This is a genomic window from Hyalangium ruber, assembly GCF_034259325.1.
Lineage (GTDB): Bacteria > Myxococcota > Myxococcia > Myxococcales > Myxococcaceae > Hyalangium_A > Hyalangium_A rubrum.
On the sequence record NZ_JAXIVS010000003.1, the window covers coordinates 73,071 to 92,824 of the forward strand.

19 protein-coding genes are annotated in these 19,754 nt (G+C 67.5%); 1 reads left to right on the forward strand and 18 read right to left on the reverse strand.

Annotated features, from left to right (window positions below; all coding sequences use genetic code 11):
• Positions 1–16: 16 nt before the first annotated feature.
• The 5 genes from roxA to SYV04_RS09250 form a co-directional block, all read right to left on the reverse strand.
• Complete coding sequence (gene roxA / locus SYV04_RS09230; protein ID WP_321545298.1) at positions 17–2,038, reverse strand: rubber dioxygenase RoxA; 2,022 nt, start codon at positions 2,036–2,038, stop codon at positions 17–19.
• A 132-nt stretch (positions 2,039–2,170) separates the two neighbouring features.
• Positions 2,171–2,545: a DUF6285 domain-containing protein gene (locus SYV04_RS09235; RefSeq protein ID WP_321545299.1), complete on the reverse strand. Its 375-nt coding sequence runs from the start codon at positions 2,543–2,545 to the stop codon at positions 2,171–2,173.
• Entirely contained in the window at positions 2,538–3,557 is a 1,020-nt protein-coding gene (locus tag SYV04_RS09240; RefSeq protein WP_321545300.1) for a phosphotransferase family protein, read from the reverse strand. Before SYV04_RS09240 ends, SYV04_RS09235 begins: the two co-directional genes overlap by 8 nt.
• Positions 3,557–4,759, reverse strand: a complete 1,203-nt coding sequence (locus SYV04_RS09245; protein WP_321545301.1) for an acyl-CoA dehydrogenase family protein — start codon at positions 4,757–4,759, stop codon at positions 3,557–3,559. Before SYV04_RS09245 ends, SYV04_RS09240 begins: the two co-directional genes overlap by 1 nt.
• Before the next feature lie 10 nt (positions 4,760–4,769).
• Entirely contained in the window at positions 4,770–5,537 is a 768-nt protein-coding gene (locus tag SYV04_RS09250; RefSeq protein ID WP_321545302.1) for an SDR family NAD(P)-dependent oxidoreductase, read from the reverse strand.
• Positions 5,538–5,651: 114 nt separating this feature from the next.
• Between SYV04_RS09250 and SYV04_RS09255 the strand changes: the two genes are divergently transcribed.
• Positions 5,652–6,359 (forward strand): TetR/AcrR family transcriptional regulator, encoded by a 708-nt coding sequence (locus SYV04_RS09255; RefSeq protein WP_321545303.1) that lies wholly within the window; start codon positions 5,652–5,654, stop codon positions 6,357–6,359.
• Positions 6,360–6,396: 37 nt separating this feature from the next.
• Here SYV04_RS09255 and SYV04_RS09260 read toward each other — a convergent pair whose 3' ends face one another.
• The 13 genes from SYV04_RS09260 to SYV04_RS09320 form a co-directional block, all read right to left on the reverse strand.
• A complete protein-coding gene (locus tag SYV04_RS09260; RefSeq protein WP_321545304.1) occupies positions 6,397–6,900 on the reverse strand; it encodes a DUF4334 domain-containing protein in 504 nt (167 codons plus the stop codon).
• The gene (locus SYV04_RS09265; protein ID WP_321545305.1) at positions 6,897–8,018 is read right to left on the reverse strand and encodes an NAD(P)-dependent alcohol dehydrogenase; all 1,122 of its coding nucleotides are present in this window, start codon (positions 8,016–8,018) and stop codon (positions 6,897–6,899) included. The genes SYV04_RS09260 and SYV04_RS09265 overlap by 4 nt, the downstream gene beginning before the upstream one ends.
• Before the next feature lie 143 nt (positions 8,019–8,161).
• The gene (locus SYV04_RS09270) at positions 8,162–8,701 is read right to left on the reverse strand and encodes a hypothetical protein (protein ID WP_321545306.1); all 540 of its coding nucleotides are present in this window, start codon (positions 8,699–8,701) and stop codon (positions 8,162–8,164) included.
• 19 nt (positions 8,702–8,720) lie between these two features.
• Positions 8,721–9,101, reverse strand: coding sequence for a hypothetical protein (locus tag SYV04_RS09275; RefSeq protein ID WP_321545307.1), 381 nt, complete (start codon positions 9,099–9,101; stop codon positions 8,721–8,723).
• Positions 9,102–9,204: 103 nt separating this feature from the next.
• Positions 9,205–9,948, reverse strand: a complete 744-nt coding sequence (locus SYV04_RS09280; RefSeq protein ID WP_321545308.1) for a LytR/AlgR family response regulator transcription factor — start codon at positions 9,946–9,948, stop codon at positions 9,205–9,207.
• Positions 9,945–11,042, reverse strand: a complete 1,098-nt coding sequence (locus SYV04_RS09285) for a sensor histidine kinase (RefSeq protein WP_321545309.1) — start codon at positions 11,040–11,042, stop codon at positions 9,945–9,947. The genes SYV04_RS09280 and SYV04_RS09285 overlap by 4 nt, the downstream gene beginning before the upstream one ends.
• Before the next feature lie 114 nt (positions 11,043–11,156).
• A complete protein-coding gene (locus tag SYV04_RS09290) occupies positions 11,157–11,804 on the reverse strand; it encodes a hypothetical protein (RefSeq protein WP_321545310.1) in 648 nt (215 codons plus the stop codon).
• Entirely contained in the window at positions 11,801–13,708 is a 1,908-nt protein-coding gene (locus tag SYV04_RS09295; RefSeq protein ID WP_321545311.1) for a hypothetical protein, read from the reverse strand. Before SYV04_RS09295 ends, SYV04_RS09290 begins: the two co-directional genes overlap by 4 nt.
• Complete coding sequence (locus SYV04_RS09300) at positions 13,708–14,556, reverse strand: hypothetical protein (protein WP_321545312.1); 849 nt, start codon at positions 14,554–14,556, stop codon at positions 13,708–13,710. The genes SYV04_RS09295 and SYV04_RS09300 overlap by 1 nt, the downstream gene beginning before the upstream one ends.
• A complete protein-coding gene (locus SYV04_RS09305) occupies positions 14,546–16,540 on the reverse strand; it encodes a hypothetical protein (RefSeq protein WP_321545313.1) in 1,995 nt (664 codons plus the stop codon). The genes SYV04_RS09300 and SYV04_RS09305 overlap by 11 nt, the downstream gene beginning before the upstream one ends.
• Before the next feature lie 9 nt (positions 16,541–16,549).
• Positions 16,550–18,385 carry a magnesium and cobalt transport protein CorA gene (locus SYV04_RS09310; RefSeq protein ID WP_321545314.1) on the reverse strand — a complete coding sequence of 612 codons (1,836 nt, stop codon included), beginning with the start codon at positions 18,383–18,385 and terminating at the stop codon, positions 16,550–16,552.
• Complete coding sequence (locus SYV04_RS09315) at positions 18,385–19,011, reverse strand: OmpA/MotB family protein (protein WP_321545315.1); 627 nt, start codon at positions 19,009–19,011, stop codon at positions 18,385–18,387. The genes SYV04_RS09310 and SYV04_RS09315 overlap by 1 nt, the downstream gene beginning before the upstream one ends.
• A gap of 3 nt (positions 19,012–19,014) precedes the next feature.
• A complete protein-coding gene (locus SYV04_RS09320; protein ID WP_321545316.1) occupies positions 19,015–19,752 on the reverse strand; it encodes a MotA/TolQ/ExbB proton channel family protein in 738 nt (245 codons plus the stop codon).
• Positions 19,753–19,754: the final 2 nt, after the last annotated feature.

The window sequence follows — 19,754 nt, forward strand, 5'->3', positions numbered from 1 at the left end:
CACATGCGCGTCAGGCTCAGAGCGTCTTCATATACTCGATGATGGCCCAGCGCTCGGCGTCCGTGAGCGACTGGGTGAAGTCATGCCCCTCGTTGCCCAGGCCATAGAGGTGCGAGTTGAAGATCATGCGCGAGCGGATCTGCTTCTCGGTGATGGGCGGCGGTGACTGGTAGGCGAGCGAGTTGTGGTTGGCGACGAGGTTGGCGATGTTCGCGAAGAGGACGTCGGGCGTCGCCATCTCCTGGCTGCAGGGGATGAACGGATCGTTGGCCGGCACATCGCCGCACGCCAGCGGCGTCACCTTCCAGCCGAGCTTGGCCCAGTCATAGGACGCATAGCTCGAATCGTAGCCGGCGTTGTTGCCCCGGCTGTTGGCGGAGGTCTGCTGGCGCTTCCACACCGCCCGGCGGTCTGACGGCTTGAGCACCTCCCAGAGGGAGGGCACGCTGCCGTTGTGGAAGAAGGGCGCGGAGGCCCACGCGCCGTAGAGCGGCGGAGCGATGTAGCCAAACGGCTCGAGCCACGTGTTGGGCCCCTCGGGCGAGAAGATGGGCCCCGTGCCCCTGTCGTACGCGGCACGCGGCACGCGGCGCAGCGCGCTCATGATCGGGTCATCGTAGAAGGGGCCGTGGTTGGGGGCCTGGTCGTTGTAGGCGAGGAAGGAAGTGTTCCAGGCTCGGCGCTTGCGCTCGTCGGCCATCAACTGCGCGCGGGCAGGGTCCGTCCGGATGGTCTCGATGGGGGTGATGACTCCGGCGATGCCCTTGAGGCGTGGGTCCGGAAGGTAGGCGGGGTTGGCGGCGTAGCGCGGCGAGTAGACACCATGGCAGCTCGCACAGGAGCCATTGCCCTGCTGCTTCGGGATGTTGGCATTGGCGCCGTTCGCCCAGAGATCTCGCTCGTGGTAGAGCACGGCCCCTTGCTCGGCCAGCGCGGTGTTGATCGCCTTGGGATAGGGCGGAGGAGAGAGCGAGAGGAAGAAGTTGTCATTGTCTTCGAACTCGACGGTCAGCGCGCGGCGCTGTGGGGGCGTGCGCGTGAGGTTGGCGACGCCAAAGGCCATCTCCGAGCGGACGTTGTCCGAGGTGAGCGCGCCATCCCAGAACTGGCGCGTCTTGAACGAGCGGTACCACCAGTTGGGCGCGCGGGACATGCCGCCCGCGTGGGTTGGGAAGAACTCGAGCAGGCTCGGCACCATGGCCAGCGAGTCCATGTCGAAGAGCGCGGGGAGCAGATCGACGATGCCGATGGCGTCACTCGAGCCGCGGCCCACGCTCCAGGGCACGGGGGCGAGCAGCAGGGGCGTCTCCCACACCGTGGAGCGGAACATGTCGGACTGGATCAGGCCCGCATCGCTCGCGTCGCTCGATCGGCCCCACACGAAGCCTGCTTCCTCTTCAGTCCCGAGCCGTGAGTCGTGACAGCCCGAGCAGGTCGAGCTGATCTGACCCGTGTAGCGGCCGTTCGCGTCCCGCTCTTGCACGAGCCCCAGCGGGAGCTGGCCGCTGCCTCCGTTGGTGAGGTTGGGGTTCTCCCAGGGCAGCGGGTAGGGGTTGCGGTATGGCGCCTTCGCAAGCCCATAGCGCTTGATGACCTGCTCGTCGAAGTCAGCAGGCCGTAGGGCGTAGCCCCAGAGCGTGTAGCTGTAATAGTAGGCGAGCGAGTTGCTGAACGGCTGGAAGTAGGTGCGCGTCTCGATGTTCGAGCGGCCCCGGGAAGCACTCGCGCGGAACTGGCCGCACGTCTGGGGATTCGGCGGCAGGTTCGAGACGAACGGCGCCGGCGGTGTGTGCAGATCCACCCAGTAGGCGTTGAACTGCAAGGCGGCACCGGGAGTGTTGATGCCGGGCACCACCAGGGTGCGCGGATCCACCGGCAACGGCGTGGAGTCCGGCTTCCCATTGCAGGCCGCCGCGAAGGGCGACCGGATGGCTGCGATGTCCAACAGCGGAAGGGGATCCGCAGCCGCCTGAGTCCCGCCCATGGCGAGGATCAGGGAACTGGAAGCCGCCCATCGACGAATCCAACTCAGGCTCATACGCACAGTCCTCCTTTATTGGCAGAATGCCAATAACCCGCAAATACGCCTCCCCTCAGGCACGCCACAATACGCAGTGCGTCAGTCAGGCTTTTTGGCTGGGTGGAGGGGCTGACCGGTGGGCCGCGGTGTTCACTCCTGGCGGCCCCTCAGTGCCTTGGGGCTGCTCTCCGCTGCCTTGGCGCGGGTGGTCGCCCACAGGTGGCTGAAGACCGCCGCCCGATCGGCCGCGCCCGGGTCGAAGCGCCCTGCCCGAATATCGGCAGCCAGGCGCCGCTCCAGGACGGGCAGCGCGCTGGCATCATCGCCATAGAGGGCGGAGAGCCGGCTCCGGGCGGCTTCGAGCGGCGCGTCCCCCGCGGCCGCCTGCCGCGCGGCGATGCCCATGGCATTCAGCACCATCAGCGCCGAGTAGGTCAGCTCCTGAGGCAGGGCGGGGAGCAGCTTGTCGCTGAGCACCTCCTGGGCCGCCTCCAGCAGCTCGTGGGCGATGGGCCTGTCACGCATGGTCGTGCTCCCGTGTCATCTCCAGGAGGTCCAGCTCCAGCGCCGGCAGGATGTGTGCTGTCAGCGCCAGCTCCAGGTTGCGCTCTCCGCCCGAGACATGACGCTCGGCCTGTTGCAGGGCGATGATCGCCCAGCGCAGGGTCGCCATGGCCTCCCAGTAAGGGACCCGGGCGCGGTCGATGGGGGTACCGCTCTGGCTCTCATAGCCCCGGTAGAAATCCTCACGCGCGCCAAGGCCGCCCGCCTCCCGCTCCAGGGCACCGAAGCGCCAGCAGGGCGCGCAGAACCACCCGATGTCGGCCAGCGGGTCGCCCCACCCCGCGAACTCCCAGTCGAGGATGCCGCTCACGCCTTGCGCGTCGACCATGATGTTGCCGGTGCGAAAGTCATTGTGGCAGAGGGTCGGTCGGGGCATGTCCGCCGCGTGACGCTCCAGCCAGCGCAGCCCCCACTCGAGCGCGGGATGCGCCGCCTCATGCCGATCGAGCCAGCCACGAAACTCGGCGATCCAGCGACGCGCGGTGCTGTCCGGCGGCGAACCCAGGAAGGCCAGCTCCGCGCGCGGAGGACGGATGGAGTGGATGCGTGCCAGCTCCCGTCCCAGTCGCTCGGCCAGGTTCACCCGCCCTCCTCCGGCCGCCGCGTCCTTCACCAGCCGATGCCCCGCGGCGGTGCCATTCACGCGACGCATGACGAAGAACGGCTTGCCGAGCACGACGCCGTCCGCGTCCTGCCACAGCGGCTCAGGCACCGTCACCCCGGCGGAGAAGGCAGCCTGGAACAGGGCGAACTCCTGGGGCCGCCCCAGGCTCACCGCTACCCCTGAGGGGGCGTCTGTGCGCACGACCAGCGCCTGGCGTCCCCCCCACCGGCCACCGGTAAAGGCCACCTCCAGGCCCCAGTTCTCCTGAATGGCGCCACCGGACAGCCTGGCGAGGGCGATGATCTCCGCCTCCTTGGCTTCGGCCTGGGCGGCGAGCCAGGCCGCCAGCGCCCCGCGCTGCGCCTCCATCACACCCCCCAGCTCCAGAAGTCCTTGCCCTCTTTCTGCAGGCTGCGGAACAGGACCATCTTGTGTACCTCCGAGGCGCCGTCGACCAGCCGGGCCTGGCGGGCATAGCGGTACATCCACTCCAGCGGCGTGTCCTTGGAATAGCCACGGGCGCCGTTGAGCTGGATGGCGGTATCGATGGCCTGATGGAGGGCGTCGGCGACGACGATCTTCGCCATGCTGACCTCTTTGCGGGCGAAATCGCCGGCCTCGAGCTTCCAGGCGGCCTTCATCGTCAGCAGGCGGCCCACCTCGATCTGGAGCGCGGCATCGCCCAATAGGGTCTGCACGCTCTCATGCTCGGACAGCGTATGCCCGAAGGCCTGACGGTCCCGCACATACTCCGCGCCAATCTCCAGGGCTCGCCGGGCCATGCCCAGCCAGCGCATGCAGTGGGTGAGACGGGCGGTGCCCAAGCGGATCTGGGTCGCCTTCAAGCCGTCGCCGACATTCATCAGGCGGTTGGCGTCGGGAATCTCGAGGCCTTCGTAGACCAGCTCGCAGTGACCGCCGTGCTCCTCCGGCCCCATGATGGGAATGCGCCGCTCGATGCGCCAGCCGGGGTCATCTCGGTGGTGGAGGAAGCAGGTCAGCCCCGTTCGCGGATCGTCGGAGGTACGCGCGACCAGGATGAAGTGGCTGGCCGCCGCCGCCCCCGTGATGAACCACTTGCGGCCGGTAATGACCCAGGTGTCGCCCTTCTTCTCCGCTCGGGTGAGCATCATGCCGGCCGGATCGGAGCCAGAGCCGGGACGGGGCTCGGTCATGGCGAAGGAGCTGCGCACCGCGCCGTCGACGATGGGCTGCAGCCAGCGGGCCTTCTGCTCAGGGGTGCCCACCTTCTCCAGCAGCATCATGTTGCCGTCGTCAGGAGCGGCGGCGTTGAAGCAGACGGGGCCAAAGATGGAGCGGTTCATCTCCTCATAGAGGGCCGCCATCCCGACGACTCCAAGTCCCAAGCCTCCGCGAGACCTGGGCATCTGCGGCGCCCAGAGTCCCGCCTCCTTGACCCGGGCGCGGACCGCCTCCAGCGCCGCCTCGCTGATGTTCTCGTGGTCGTCCCGGGCGGTGGGATCGCTCTCCAACGGGAGGATGTGCGTCTCGACGAAGGCGCGCACCCGCGCGCGCAGGGCGTCGACCTCGGCGGTCAGGGCAAAGTCCATACGGGGCTCCTCAGAGGGAACTGCAAAGGTGGCCGCCATCCACCGCCAGGATCGAGCCGGTCATGTAAGCGGCGGAGTCCGAGCAGAGCAGCAGCAGTGGGCCGTCGAGATCGGCGAGCTGCCCAAGCCTGCGCTGGGGAATTCGCTGGATCAGCGCCTTGCCAGCCTCGGTCTGGAAGAAGTCGCGGTTGAGGTCGGTCTCGATATAGCCGGGGCACAGCGCGTTGACCCGGATGCGGTAGCGGGCCCACTCCAGGGCCAGCGCCTGGGTGAGCTGAACGAGGCCCGCCTTGGCCGCCGCATAGTGGGACAGCATTCCTGCGACACGCAGGCCCAGGATGGAGGCGACATTCACGATGGTGCCACCTCGCCCGGCCTCCTTCAGACGCCGCGCCGCTTGCTGGGCCACGGTGAAGCAGCCGGTCAGGTTGGTATCGAGAACGCGGGTCCACTCGTCGTGCGAGATGTCGAGCGCGGCGGTGGTGGCGCTAATCCCTGCGTTGTTGATGACCACGTCGAGGACTCCCACCTCGCGTGTCGCGGCATCGAACGCCGCCGTCACCGAGTCAGGGTCTCGCACGTCCATGGGCACCGAATGAGCACTCACCCCGCGAGCGCGCAGGTCTGCGACCGTCTCCTGCAGCAAGGAGTCGCGCCGGGCGGCCAGAACCACGGTTGCGCCCGCGGCTCCCAGGGTCGCGGCGAAGTGCAGTCCCAGGCCGCTGGATGCCCCGGTTACCAGGACGTTCTTGCCGTGCAGCGAGCATGTCAGCGCCATGGCACGTGTCCCTCTCCGCTCGGAATTCCGAACGATCGTTCGCTATTATTTGGGTTGACGGACCGGGCTGGCAAGGATCTTCTGGCTGCGACGCCCCTTCCCCTCTGAGCCCCGATGCCAGCACGCGCGCCTCCGCTCACTCAGGACGATGCCTTCGCCAGAGAACACGGGCTCACGCTGAAGGAGCTCTGCGAGCGCCTGTACCACCGGCATCGTGACCGCATGGAAGTGAAGAAGCCGCGCACGGCGGTGGCGAACCTGACCCGAGTGCTGACAGCGACGCTTCGCATGTCCGAGCGGCACAGCTTCCACGAGATGAGCATGCGCGACCTCAGCCGGGCCTCGGGACTGAGCATCGGCGCGCTCTACAGCTCCATCCGCGACAAGGACACCCTGCTGGAGATGGTGCTCGACGTGGTCTCCGATGCAGTGGATCGGGTGCTGGTCGCCGTGCCGGAGGCAGTGCGCGCCGACCCGCGCGTCCATCTGCGCTGGATCGTCAACCGGCACATCCAGCTCACCGAGGCGTTGCCCGCCTGGTTCAAGTTCGCCTACCTGGAGGCCAAGGCGTTCGGGCCCTCGGCGCGAAAGCGCGCCCGCCAGGAGGAACTGGCCACCGAGCGCCTGATCCGCGAAGCCCTGGATTCGGGTGTGCGCCAGGGCGTGTTCAAGCTCAAGGATCTCGAGATGACAGCCGCCCTGATCAAACCGCTGCTGCAGGAGTGGTACCTGAAGCGCTGGAAGTACCACCAGCGCGGCATCTCTCCCGAGGCCTATGCGGATGCGGTCATGAACCTGCTGGAGGGCAGCGTGCTCGGCTGAGGGCAGTGCCCGGTGCGGAGGAGGACTGCACAGCCCTTCATGGACGCGCGGGCGGCGGGCCCAGCACGAAGGGGGCACTGGCTCGCTCGAGCACGAAGTAGAAGTGGCGGCCCTCGTGGAGCACGTTCTTGCCGTTCATGATGCCCATCAGCGTGCGGTCATCGATCTTCTTGAAGTGATCGAAGGTCGCCGTGCCGTCGTAGACCATCGTCGCGGTGGACTCGCCACGGAACGCGACCATCCACGCGCTCGCTTCGCCTTTGCCGAGCTCGAGGTTGGAGAAGAGCGAGCCGTCGGGCGCGCGACACACGAGCGGCTGCACGTCCAGCGGCCCGCCGAAGCGCTTGCCGACCCAGCGCACCTTCCCGAGCAGCTTCGACAGCGGATGCCCCGTCGCGAGCTCCGCGCCCTCCCAGCTTCCCCAGAGGTCGTCGAGCGACGCAGGTTCAAGCGCCTCCCAAAGCGCATCGAGTTCCGCGGGGTCGATGGTGCTGCGGGCGCGGAACTCGGCGAGGCGGTTACGGGCGGAAGCGGCAGTCATTCGATTCCTCCGAAGGTCAGGACGGGTTTGACGACCGACCCGTCGCGCATCTTGGCGAGCGCTTCATCGAGCCGGTCAAAGGGAAAGGTCTGGATCACGCGCTCCAAGGGGAGCTGCCCGGCACGCCACATGCGCACGAGCTCGGGGATGAACGTATGCGGATCGGCGTCGCCCTCGATGACGCCGACCAGCGTCCGCCCGTAGAGCAGGTGCGTCTGGCTGATCGACACCGGGTTGGCGCCGCCGCGGAGCGCGAGCGTGGCGCACACTCCAGGCGCCCCGAGCGCATTCAGCGCCTGGGTGATCACCGCCTGGGTCCCCACCGTATCGACACAGAAGTCGAGCGTACCGCCAAGCACCTTCCGAAGCCCCGAGCTGCGCTCACCGACCTCGTCCGGGGCCAGCGCGTGGGTGGCTCCCAGCTCGAGCGCGAGTTGGCGCCGCGAGGGCAGCGGGTCGATTACCACGATGGGCGAGCAGCGCGCCGCGACGGCGGCCATGAGCGCACCAGCGCCCACCGCACCCGCACCGAAGATCGCGATGCCCTGACCGGGCGAGGGCTTCAGCGCTCGCAGCACGGTCCCGGCGCCGGTCTGGATTCCACAGCCCAGCGGTGCGAGCAGCGCGAGCTCATTCGAGCGAGGCACGCGGACCGCGTTGCGCTCGCTAGCCAGCGCAATCGACGCGAGGGACGACTGCCCGAACCAGCCTCCATGGACCGGCCCGGTGGCGTCGCGCAGTGTCGTTGTCCCGTCGGAGCGCGCGCAGGCGTAGTTGAGCGCGCGCGCGTGAGTACAGTACCCCGGCAGTCCTCGTTGGCAGGCTCGGCAGGCCCGGCAGGCATCGAAGCTGAGCACCACGTGATCGCCAACCTCGAGCGAAGTCACCGCGGAGCCGCGTTCGATCACCACCCCCGCGCCCTCGTGCCCGAGCACCACGGGCAGAGGCACCGGGACGACGCCCTCCATCACCGAGAGGTCTGTATGGCAGATGCCGGCGCCCACCATCCGCACGAGGAGTTCGTCGGGACGAAGCTCATTGCAGACGATCTCGGTGCGCTGCAGCGCACCTCCAACCTCACGAAGAACGGCCGCGGTTCCCGTCCGGCTTCGGGTCACTTCGATTCTCCGGTGAAGGGGGAGAAGGCAGTGGTGGGCTCGAGCAATCCCCGAACCATGCAGCCTTATCTACCGACTCGATCCGGGAACCGCAACTCGCTTCCCGCAACTTCTGCGTGAGCGCCATGCTCAGGGGAAGAGGTTCAGTAGAACGGCCCCTCGTCCGCGGAGAGCTGCTGCGCCGCCTTCTGCCAGGACGCTCCCTTCTCGTCGTCCGCCCAGTGCGTGACGATGCTCCCCCCTCGACTCACCTCGCTGACGGCGCTCATCGCGTCCAGGTGCGCCGGCCCCGAGACGAACTCGTACATGGACGCGTCGTCCTTCCACACCGAGAACGTGCGCGCCGTGTTGCAATACACGGAGGAGGCGAACTGGAGGGCCATCAACCCCGGCTGGCTCCGCAGCGCCTGGCCGACGGGCATGACGAGCTCCTGGAAGCGAGCCTGTCCCTCCGCGTCCGGCTTCAGCCTCAGGTAGGTGCTGCTCACGGTATAGCGGCCGGGCGCCAGGGTCCCGTCCGCTCGTACCGCAGGCCCGGCCAAGGGCCCGTTGAACGTGAGGTCCGCCTCGAGCTGCCCGCGCGAGCAGTCGGCCTGCTCATCCTTGGGCGGATCCTTCGGCTCCTCTGATGAGCAAGCAGTGAGACCGAGTGTCACGAGGCAGGCGATGAAGAGGTGCTTCATGGGTACAGCTCCTTTCAGCTCAGCGGGACTGCTGAGGACGGCAAGGGGATGACTCGGAGACGGCGCCAAAGAGCAGCGGGGCAAAGGAACGGTGGAGCCTCGCCGAGGGGAAATTCTCCGCACGCGCCAGCACTCGGACCGAGACCTCGGGCGTGCTGGGAGCCGTGGAGCGCAGCGTGGCCACCCAGTGCTGGGCTCCCTCATCGTCCCGGACCCGGAGGTAGAGGTAGCTGCCCGCTGGCAGGCGCTCCTCGACGTGGCCACACATCGTGTAGCGGGCCGCGGAGGAGAGGGAGTAACGGACCAGCGGATTGCTTCCGGGCGAAGTGGAGCGAGAGCCTACGGCGATCAACGCCACCAGTCCGCCCAGCACCGTCATCAGCAGCAGCGTGCGTTTCATGCCTCCAAGGTAGAGGCGGCAGGCTCACTGCCGAGCAGCGCCCGACCAGCGGCACTCCAGCGAGGATGAACGGCAGCCCGTGGGCGACGAGCGGCGCGTCTGCTCAGTCCGGAGATCCGTCCAGCCCCAGCTCTCCCTTCACCGCGGCCAGCAGACGGCGGCTCACCCGCGCCACCTGGCCGTCCCGCAACTCCACCGCGAAGGAGCCCTCCACGGTCCGCAGCGCCTTGATGCTGCCCACATGCACCAGCTCGCCCCGATGCACCCGCAGGAAGCCCACCTGGCGCAGGCGCTCCTCCAGCGAGCCCAGGGTCTCCTCCGTCACCTGCTCCGCACCCTCCGCCTGGAAGAGCGTGTACTTGTCCGCGGCCCAGAAGCGGGTGATGTCGCGCGCGTCGAAGAGGCGGATGGCCCCGGGCGTGCTGGTGACGATGCGCGTCGAGGCCCCCACCGGGCGCACTGCCTCCAGCGCTCGGGAGACCGCCTCACGGGTGGCGAGCTGCCGCTGCCGCGCTCGCTCCATCGCCGCCGCGAGCCGCTCCGGACGGACCGGCTTGAGCAGGTAGTCCACGGCGTTCACCTCGAAGGCCTGCACCGCGTACTCGTCATAGGCAGTGACGAAGATGACCGGTGGCAGATCCGTGTAGCGCTGCGCGAGCGTCAGCCCGTCCAACCCTGGCATGCGGATGTCCAGCAGCAGCAGCTCTGGATGGAGCACCTCCACCTGGCGCAGAGTCTCGTGGCCGTCGCCCGCCTCGCCCACCACCTCCACGCCAGCCACATCCTTCAGCAGACGGCGCAGGCGGCTGCGCGCCGGCTCCTCGTCATCGACGATGAGCACCCTCACACCGCACCTCCCACGGGCAGCGCGAGCAAGGCCCTGCACCCGCCCCCGAGCGCCGGCTCCAGCGTGAAGGCCCCCCGCTCGCCATAGACCAGACGCACCCGCTCGCGCAGGTCCCTCACGCTCGTCTGGGTGCCTCGATGCTCGGAGGCGCCGGGCCCGGGACCGTCGTCCACCACGGCCAGGGTGATGCGATCCTCCTCACGCCGGATGCGTACCACCACGGAGACCTGCTGCCGGTTGGCCATGCCGTGGAGGATGGCGTTCTCCACCAGTGGCTGCAGCAAAAGGGGCGGCACCTGCTCGCTGGACGCGCGCTCGTCGAGCTCCACCTCCACCTTCAGTCGGGAGCCATAGCGCGCCTGCTGAATGGCCAGGTAGTCGCGCACCATGTCCACCTCGCGCGACAGGGGCACCAGACGCGTCTTCGAGCTCTCCAGGGCATAGCGGAACAGGTCCGCCAGCCGCTCCAGGGTGCGCTCCGCCAGCTCGGGATCCCGAGGGATGAAGCTGGCCACCGCGTTGAGGGTGTTGAAGAAGAAGTGCGGCTGGATGCGCGCCTGCAGCGCCTCGATCTGCGCCTGCAGCGCGGCCTGACGCTCGGCCTGGGCCATGCGCTCGATGTGTAGCGCCCGGTTGCGCTGCCGCTGGAAGAGGAGGGCCGGGAAGAGGACAGCCCACGAGATGATGACGCACGTCACACTGAACTTCAGCGCTTGGAGCGGCTTGCCGAAGCACTGGATCAGGAATGGCCTCATGAGCGAGGCCATCCCAAGGGCCACGGCGCAGGTGACGACCAGGTGCAGCGCGCCTCTCGCCGCCGGGCGCTGGAGCCGTCGCAGCAGCACCGGCATCACCGTGCGGTAGAGAATGTGAAAGGTGGGCGACAGCACGGCGAAGGGGAAGCACGCGGCGAGCACCTGCCACAGCGCCACGTCCAGGGGGACGGAGAAGAGGCTCTGGTTGAGCAGCGGTGCGGCGGCGAGCGCGGCGATGGGGTAGAGCCATACCATCTCCCGAGGCAACAGCTCGGCGTTGCCTGGGAGGGGAATCTCCAGCTGGCGGCTCCCCGGACTCTGGGTGGAAGGGTCTCCCATGGGTCCACGGTAGCCCTGGTCCGAGGGCCGGAAAACGCCTCCGACGAACGGTCACCCCCATCCGACGAGTGGCGCCTGACGCTTGCGAGACACGAGCACGGCCTGCCTGAGCGGCTAGAATTCGATCACGAGACTGACACGCTGGGGCAAGGCCTCCCCTTGTGGCGCGGTCAACTTGTACGGAGGGCTCGAGAGGGCGCGTACGACGCACTCGTGCTGCTCGCGCCGCAGCCCCGCGCCGGCCCCTACAGGCTCCAGCTCATGATCCGAAACCGCACCACTCCGCGGATTCACCGAGGCCGTCCAGCGCAAGCTGCCCGGTCTGTCCGAGCCCGCGAAACACTGCGCGAGCCTTGGACTCCGCGCCGCCACCTGAAGGCGAAACTCGTCAATCCAGTCCGGGGATGCCCGCTCAGGTCCCTGATAGCTGGCGCGATCATGCGGCTCGACCCGCGCAAGAAGCGGCTGCCGCCGGGGCGGCGGCTGGGCAGGGCGCTCTTCCTTGATCTCCACCTCGCCCTTCGCTTCAACCTTCGGCACCTCTGCTGGAGCCGGCTGCTCACACTCGCAACGCACAAAGGATGCAAGCAGCACCAGCAGCGCGACGCCCAACGCGCGCCGCAGACGCCGACGGGCTCTCGCGCGGCGAATCTCCGGGAGTTGCTCCATCCGCTCGCGCGCCTGTTTCCCAGCGAGCCGCAGCGACTTGCGCAGCTCGCTCCGGCGCTGGCGCATCGCCTTGCGCAGCTCACGGGGATTCATTCGGTGAGCCTCCATCCCAGGACGAGCACTCCTTTTGCGTCCCTCCACTCCACTGGCTCGAGCAACAGAGGAGCAAACGCCGACGGGGCCTCGGGCTCCGGGACCCGGAACGGCCAGGGCAACGGATCCGCAGGAGCGAGCCGAATGGCTCCCGCGAATGCTTCATGTCGAGGCGAGAGTGCTCGGGCATTGGCGGACACCGACTGTTCCAGCGCCCCCAACCCCTCGAGGATTGCCTGTGCGCGATGGATGAGCTCTCCCGCAGTACGGGCGTGAGAGCTCTGCTCGCCTTCTCTTGCAGCGAGCGAATCCAGAACACCGATCATGAGCTTCAGCGTGGGGATGTGTGCCGTGCGCACATCCGCCTCTTCGGCCTCGAGCTTCTCGAGGAGCTGTCGAACGAAGCGCAACGTCAGGTAGGGCTCCTCGGAAGCCGCCTCGCGCAGCTCCGTCACCATCTCCCCTGCTCTTCCAGCCGCCAACGACCGGAGCCTCTCCACGCGCGCATCGAGCGCGCTCCCGCGCCGGAGGCTCGCGACCGCCAGCTCGAACGAGCGCGCATCCGCGCGGAGCGCGGCCTTCCAGATGAGGTCCTCGGCGACCACGTTGTATTCCTGCGGCGGCACCAGCGCCCTCAGCATCGCAAGGACGTGCTCATTGGTCCGATAGCTCGACAACACATACGACAGCCATCGCCGAGCGAGCGCCAGCGTCGTGCCTGAGTCGCGCCCCTCCTCCGCGTGCGCCATCGTGTACGCAAACGAGCGGAGCGCATCTTCGAGCTGCCCTGCCTCGAGGAACGCGACTCCCCGATGCAGGGCGATGGCCGCGCGCTCCCGGAAGCCGGTACTGGGCTCCAGTTCCAGGAGCCGCTTGCCTCGCTCGCCCGTGACGAGGGCGCCGCGCCGGTCTGGCGCGGCACTCGCGTCCAAGAAGCCGATCCACGACTCCAGCTCTTCCCCACTCCCCCGCTCGATGAGCCCGTCGATGACGGCCAGCACCAGCCGCTCCAGTGCCGCCGGATCCTGGGAATAGGGGCGTGCCTGCGCGAACAAGGAGAGGCGCCGAGCTCGACTCAACGTCAGCCACTCGCTCGCCCGCCAGGACAGGGCTCGCCGCAGGAACGCGGCCTGCTCCGAGTTCGCCGGCCACGCCGCGGCGGCGTCGCGCACCTCCTGGGCTCCCACCTCGGAGACTCCGAGGCTCCTGGCACGCTGCTTCGCCGCGAAGCCCTCCTGGCGCGCCCGGCGCGCTTGCAACGCCGCCAAGGCGAGATCGAGGTCGAAGATGCGCGCCTCCACCGCGGCGACGTTCTGGACCTTCTCGCGCACCAACGTGCGGAGTGACTTCTCCAGGAGCCGCCGCATCAAACGCCCAGCAGCGAGGCGATCGCTGAGGTCCACCCAAGGTGACTGCCCCCCGTCCAGCAGCGTGACGCGTGGAAGGAGGCAGCTGGTTCGAAAGAAGGTCACCGAGCGCAGCTCCGCCGTCGAGAGCACATCGTTCAGTGAGATGAATCGCTGCTGCCGCCCTACCTCGAAAGCGTCGAACGGTGCCTCCACATCGGGGGGCGGTCCCTTCGTCGCCGCGTGGACGACCCAGTTGTGCAGCGCCAGCGGCCACAGCCCCGCACCGCGCTCGTCCTTGGGAAAGCCGTCTTGGCACATGCCCAGGTCACCAAGCGCAGCCCAGACGACCGAGCGGAAGTCCTCATCGTCGATACCGCGCTCACCCTGCTCCACCAGGTTGTTCCGCAGCAACCACAGCTTGAGCGCCTCCGTGGGCTGATCGTCTCGAAGGGCCAGCCGGGCGTTGTAGAAGACGAGGGTCTGCTTCGGCGGCGCTTCGTCCGCGACGGCGGTCGTCGCCAGGGTGAGGGTGAGGAGGGAGCTCGCCCAGGACATCAGAACATCCACCCGGCACTGAACGTCAGCTCCCACCACAGGCCCAGATCCGAGCCCGTGATGGGCAGCGCGACCATGGCGCGCGGCGTAAAGAAGCCCCCGGTCTGGAAGTAGACGTCCAGGCCAAGGCCCGCGAGCAGGTTGTACCGCCCTCCATCGATCTGCATGCCAGGGGGAAGCTTGCCCTCGAGGTTCTCCCGCTCGTCCTCCGAGAGTCTGGGAGCGACGAGCGACCTGGCGACTTCGCCGAAGGTCGCGCCAGAGAGCGCCCCCGGGTAGTACGCATATCGAACCCCCGCGTTCGCGGAGAACACGAGCTCGGTGGCGGGGAAGAATCCGGGCCGCGAGGTCGCCACCCCCTCCGCCAGGGGATAGCCTACGTTGAGGTCCAGCTCGATTCGACTGGGCCGCCCAGTCTGGCGATACGGAGTCAGCGCCAGCTTGTCGGTGCTGTCACTCCCCCAGGTCAGCACCCGGGTGATGGCAAGCTCCCCCATGAAGCTTCCCACCGGCTTGCGGACGAACCCTCCGAATCGCGCGCTGCTGAAGTTGTTGAGTTCGAGGAGCTGGCTGCCTATCAGGCCGAACCCCAGCCGCTTCTTGCGCCAGTCGAAACGCACGGCACGAGAGGCAACGCCAATCATCCGCTCGCTGAGCACCTCGATTGGCGTCCGATAGCGCTCGAGGGTCTTGTCCTCCTGGGCCTCTTCGGGAGGCGGCGCTTCCTTCTCTTGCTGCTCAGGCGTGTCCGCTTCTGGCGACGCGGAGGCAGGAGGAGGCTCCTCGCCGGCCCGAGCGACCGACGGCAGTCCGAGAACCGCGACGAGCAGGAGCGCGCTACGGATCAAGCGGAAAACCTCCATCGCCGAGAGCCGGGTAGCGCGGTCGATAGCACTGCTGGCGGTAGCTATCGCGGAAGCGCGTGCCGACATTGTAGACCCCTGCTGAATCGAAGGTTGGGTGATCGCAGAAGCGCGTACACATCAAGAGCGTATTGCTGAGAGGGAACTCACCTCCCTGCCACAGCTCGGTGCCGTAGTACGCCTGCTCCGATCCGGAGATCCCGAACGGCACCGTGAGCGAGAACGCGCTGGCGGCACCCGCGAGGAAGACCTCGTACTCGAGGCGCAGGAGGAAGGGGAAATCCCAGAGCAACCCAAGCGCGTAGGATGATTGCGGCAGCTCATGGTGAGCCTCCGGCAAGAGCGCCAGTGGCTGTGGGGCAGGGCTCAGCGCGGTGCGGAAGACCACCGCGGACACACGCGGATCCTCGGACTGACAATAAGAGAACGCGTCATCCGGAGCAGCCGTCAGCAGCTCATTGTTGAAGAAGGTAGCGACCCCAAAATCCCCCACCTGAACGTTCTGCGAGATCGGTGTCCGCTCGGGAGCCAGGAAGCGCAGCTCGCGCATACGGCCCGCCTGCCCATCGGAGTACTTCCCAACGAAGGTCAAATACTGCGCGCGAGTGGGGAGGATGGGCAGGGTCGAGAAGCGAAAGGGCCCGAGATTCAGGTCGGGAAGGTCCGGTAACAATGGGCAGGAGCGCTGGGCCGCCGGTGGAAGCGTGTCGAGATCATCCTCCAGCTCCGCGGGGCACCAGAGCACGAGATGCTTGAGCGATGCGCGAACGACCGCATGGCCGAGGCTGTCGAAGACGAAGGCACCGCTGACCCGGGGGGTGCTCTTGTCACGCTCGAAGAGGAGGATCTGCTCCAGCGCCGCCTCGATGCGGCTCGCGAGCTGCCCGCTCGCATCATCATGGTGCAGGGCCAAGGAGAGGACCATGTCCCTTCCCTGGGTACGCGCCTCATCGATCCGCGAGCGGAAGCGCGCGGCGAGCTGATCCACGAAGCCCGGATCACGCCATTCGTCGATACAGATCTCGGGCGACCCATCGAGCAGGAGCCGCTGGACCTGCATCGCCCGATGTGGCTCGGAGATCGTCCGCGTACAAGGCTTCAGCAGGAAACCCAGGATGGTGTTGTTGCGAATGGGGTTGCGCAAGGCTGGGAAGGCAGCGCGCACCTCCGGGTTCTTTCGTGCCAGCGCGACCGCCTCGAAGGTGCCTCTCGCGTCGGTCACCGTCGATCGGGCGCAGACACGGGACGCCGTCGAAGCCGCATCCGGCATCGCGTCACCATGGAACACGGCGCGCTCCGACGTCTCGATCGGAGCCCATTCCAGGGGGGAGAATGCCGGAGGACATGCAGGGGTGGACGCATAGCCGTAGGGATTCACGTCGAACGGCTGCTCGAGTTCACCGTATCTCGGATCGCTGATGCGGAAGGTGCGGCGCAACCCCAGTTCCTGCACCTCTTCATTGCGAAGGGTCGGGAACTGGTGGCGGGCGCGCCACTGCACCTGGGTGTTCGCTTCATTGAAGACCCCGTAGACGATCAGGCTGCGGTGGGAATAGGCCGGCCCTGAGCCAATGAGATTGACGTTCACCGAGGCGGGGAGCATCAACTCCCCCTCGCGGTGGTACCGCAGGCGCACTCCGACCTGTCTGGGTGCGCGCGCTACCTTGAGGCTGGTGCTGCCACAGCGAGCCTTGCTTCCACAGTCCACGTGTACATGGGTATGCACCGTGGTGAACTCGGAGACAGGCGTCCAGGCAATCTCACCATCGTCCGTGCGATAGGAGATCTCGATCTGGCTCTCGGGCCCGAGGCCCTGTTCGGCCTCGACGCGATAGAAGACGAACAGCGTCTCCTCCTGGGAGAACCAGGCCGCATCGGCGAGCGTGAAGCCGGCGTTGATGTCGACGATCGGCACCTTCTCGCAGGCCGCGCACGCGACGAGCGCGAGCAGCACACCTATGCGGGCCATGGCATCCACTCAGGCAACGAGCTCCGTGAAAGACACCCTGCCTCCCGCCACCAACCGCTTCACCGCTGACACCAGCTCGTCGTGGCCACGTCGAGCCATGCGGAACTGATCCGCCGGGGAGCTGAACGCCATGTTGGCGCGCACGGCGTTCTGCATGGACGGGGCGAGCTTGCTGATGAAGCTCTCTCGCCAGGCCGGGTGCTGCACCGAGTACCAGCCCGCCAGCCCCTGGACATCCACCTCGAGCAGCATGTCCGCCTGGAGGTCCTGGGGCAGCTTCAGGAGCATGTCCGGGTACAAGATGTCCTGGTACCAAGACGGGAAGGCACCGCTCGAGCGCTTGAGCATGCTCGTCAGGAGCGCCTGGCGATCCTCGGCGCCGACATACGTCAAGAGAACGGACAGCGCTCCGGCCGCATCGAACGCGTGTCCCCGGTCACGGATGGCGTCCGGCGCTGGCCTCGGAGGCGCCGGCAGTGAGCGGCCGGCCCGCGCGGCGTCCAACGCCTCGAACAGATAGCCCTGCTCCTCGTTGGACATGCGATTGGACGACAACAACTGGCTCGCCACCTGCACCTGGAGCTCGGGAGAGAGCGTGCGCGCCACCTCGTGCTGGAAGGCAGGCGGCACCAGGGCAAAGAGAAGCGCCCCGTGGCGCGGCGTCAGGCTCTCGATCAGGTGCGCGATGCCGCTGCTTCCGAACTCCTCGTGAATGCTCCGATAGCTCTCCGCATCCGACTGGGAGAGCAGTGACGCGGAGATGGCGTGGTGATTGAGCTTGCGAAAGAACGCGGCATCAGTGGGGAGCTGCTGCTCGTCCACATGCCGCAAGAACTCCGCGAACCCCACCTTGCGCACCGCGAGCTCACCTTCCGACGAGAAGGCCGAGGACAGCTTGTCGCCAAAGAGGAAGATCGCCTTCGCGAGCAGCTCGAACTCTCCTGCCTTCAGCCATTGGCGGAGGAGCTCCACGACGACGCCCTTCTCTTTCGTCAGCTCGGCCTCTGTCATCCGGCTCGCCCACAGTCGCCGCTGCTCGGCGACAAACGCCGCCTCATCGCGCCCCTCCGCCGACGAGCCATCCGTCGCGGGGGCGTTCCCCGCGGCAGCGGACTCCTCCGATGCCGCTCGCTTGTCGAAGGTGCCGGCCGTCATCTGCGCCAGCATCGCCTTCTCCTCCAGCGACTCCTTCCCGAGGCGGCGAAGCGCCCAGATGATGAGCAACGCAGCCAGGGTTCCAAGGACCAGGGCGATCATCCACGAGAAGTGTGGCAGCAAGCTCACCCACAGCTCGCGCTGTGCGACGGTCGCGTCCCACTGGGCGGGAGGTGGAGAAGGCAGCGGGGGAGTCTCGACACGGGGCGGCTCGGGGACCGGCTCGGGCTTGGGGGCGGGGGGCTCGCTCAGCGTGGGAGAGATCGGCGCGAGGACCTGATGTCCCACGCTCACCTTGAGCCACCCCTTGGACAGGCGCTGCTCGAGTCGCCGGACCAGCGCCTGGACATCCCGAGAGGCGACGGCCTTCTCGTGCGCGAAGTCACAGGACGCCTCGGTCAGGTACTCCTGTGCCGGGACACTTCCGGGGCCTTCGGATTGGCCGATCCCTGGAAGCGAGGAGGCACGCGGCATGTCCACCACCACATGGTCCCGGTAGACGCAGCCCTTGGAGACGCAGCGCTCGGTCGCACAGTCTCGCACCAGCGCCAGGTCGAACTGACGCTCGAGGGCGCGCAGCTCCAGGAGCACAGGCGAGGGAATGTGCTTCTGGGGCACCGGGACGGTGCTCTCCTGGGCCAGGGCACTGGACGACAGCGCGAGGAACAGACAGAGGACGAGGCTTCTCATCAGTAGATCCTCACGACCACACGGCGGTGCCGGGCCAGGCGCTCCTGGGGGCTCAACCCCGTGAGCTGGTCTTCGGGCAGCGGCTTGGTATCGGCATAGCCTTCGACTCGAATGCGCGAGCGTGAAATCCCGACCTCCTCGAGCCGCTGCCGCACCACGATGGCGCGTGCGCTGGAGAGCTCCCAGTTCGTGGCGAACAGGCCGCCGCTCACGATGGGGGTCGAGTCCGTGTGCCCCTCGACCGCGAAGGAGTACTTCGTCGAGTAGGGCGCGAGCACCTGCAGCATCGAGGTGACGGTCTGCTCGAACTGGGAGCGGATCTGGGCCTTGCCCGGGTCGAAGACCAGCCCCGAGTTGAGCGAGAGTTCGAGCCCCTCGTCGGAGACCGTCGTATGCACCAGATCCTGCATCTGCTTCTGCGCGATCTGCGCGTCGATCTCCCGTCGAATGGCATCAAGGCTGGCGGGGCTCTCGCTCCCTGACATGCCCTTGACGATCTGCTGCATCCGGCCCTTGCTGAGGTTGGCCGCGGAGAGCAACAGCACGAAGAAGAGCAGCAGATTGGTGATCAAGTCCGCGTAGCTGAGGAGCCAGCCCTCCTCATGTTCTTTCCGGCGTCGGAGCATGGTCTACCCCGCCCTCGACTCCGCCCTCGGCGCGCTTGCGCCGCGAGCGATGAGCTCGTTCGCGCTCTTCTCGCAGCGATCGAGGAAGCCCAGCCGCTCATCGAGCAGGCCGTTGAGGAAGTGGCCGATGGGCCCGGCGACACCCGCGCCGAAGGCGACCCCGTAGAGCGTCGCGAGCAGGGCAAGGGACATCGCGGCGCCGATGTTGAGGTTGTCCGCGCTCATGTTGCGGAAGAGCTGGATCATGCCCGTGATGGTGCCCACCATCCCAAACGCCGGTCCCAGCTTGGAGAGCATCTCCCAGTTGCTAATCGCCGGCTGCCAGCGGGTGATCTCCTCGTGCCGGAGCTCCAGGAACTCCTTGGCGCTGGCGGCCTCGGGAGCACGATTCAGGATGAGGTCGACCAGCTGCCGGATCGCCTCGAAGCGGCTCTTCTCCGCGAGCGCGAGCGCCTGGCCTCGCTTGCCCTCGCGCCACAGCGCACAGAACTGCTCCCGCTCCTTCTCCATCGCCGACGTCAGCCGCCCGAAGGATTTCAGGCCTGGGATGATCTCTCGCAGGCAGAGGACGGTGCGCAGCGCCGTCGTGCTGCTGGAGCTGACCAGCACCGCCGCGCATGAGCCCACCAGCACCATGACCAAGGCATGGGCGTCGAACGCGGAGATGACCTGCGCGTCTGAGCGGTCCTTGAACCCGAACCAGACGATGAACCCCAAGAGAACAAGGCCAATGATTTGCACGC

Bases quoted from the DNA above. Each gene is read 5' to 3' on its own strand.
- roxA (WP_321545298.1), bottom strand. From the start codon at position 2,038: ATGAGCCTGAGTTGGATTCGTCGATGGGCGGCTTCCAGTTCCCTGATC.
- SYV04_RS09235 (WP_321545299.1), bottom strand. From the start codon at position 2,545: ATGCGTGACAGGCCCATCGCCCACGAGCTGCTGGAGGCGGCCCAGGAG.
- SYV04_RS09240 (WP_321545300.1), bottom strand. From the start codon at position 3,557: ATGGAGGCGCAGCGCGGGGCGCTGGCGGCCTGGCTCGCCGCCCAGGCC.
- SYV04_RS09245 (WP_321545301.1), bottom strand. From the start codon at position 4,759: ATGGACTTTGCCCTGACCGCCGAGGTCGACGCCCTGCGCGCGCGGGTG.
- SYV04_RS09250 (WP_321545302.1), bottom strand. From the start codon at position 5,537: ATGGCGCTGACATGCTCGCTGCACGGCAAGAACGTCCTGGTAACCGGG.
- SYV04_RS09255 (WP_321545303.1), top strand. From the start codon at position 5,652: ATGCCAGCACGCGCGCCTCCGCTCACTCAGGACGATGCCTTCGCCAGA.
- SYV04_RS09260 (WP_321545304.1), bottom strand. From the start codon at position 6,900: ATGACTGCCGCTTCCGCCCGTAACCGCCTCGCCGAGTTCCGCGCCCGC.
- SYV04_RS09270 (WP_321545306.1), bottom strand. From the start codon at position 8,701: ATGAAGCACCTCTTCATCGCCTGCCTCGTGACACTCGGTCTCACTGCT.
- SYV04_RS09275 (WP_321545307.1), bottom strand. From the start codon at position 9,101: ATGAAACGCACGCTGCTGCTGATGACGGTGCTGGGCGGACTGGTGGCG.
- SYV04_RS09285 (WP_321545309.1), bottom strand. From the start codon at position 11,042: ATGGGAGACCCTTCCACCCAGAGTCCGGGGAGCCGCCAGCTGGAGATT.
- SYV04_RS09290 (WP_321545310.1), bottom strand. From the start codon at position 11,804: ATGAATCCCCGTGAGCTGCGCAAGGCGATGCGCCAGCGCCGGAGCGAG.
- SYV04_RS09295 (WP_321545311.1), bottom strand. From the start codon at position 13,708: ATGTCCTGGGCGAGCTCCCTCCTCACCCTCACCCTGGCGACGACCGCC.
- SYV04_RS09305 (WP_321545313.1), bottom strand. From the start codon at position 16,540: ATGGCCCGCATAGGTGTGCTGCTCGCGCTCGTCGCGTGCGCGGCCTGC.
- SYV04_RS09310 (WP_321545314.1), bottom strand. From the start codon at position 18,385: ATGAGAAGCCTCGTCCTCTGTCTGTTCCTCGCGCTGTCGTCCAGTGCC.
- SYV04_RS09315 (WP_321545315.1), bottom strand. From the start codon at position 19,011: ATGCTCCGACGCCGGAAAGAACATGAGGAGGGCTGGCTCCTCAGCTAC.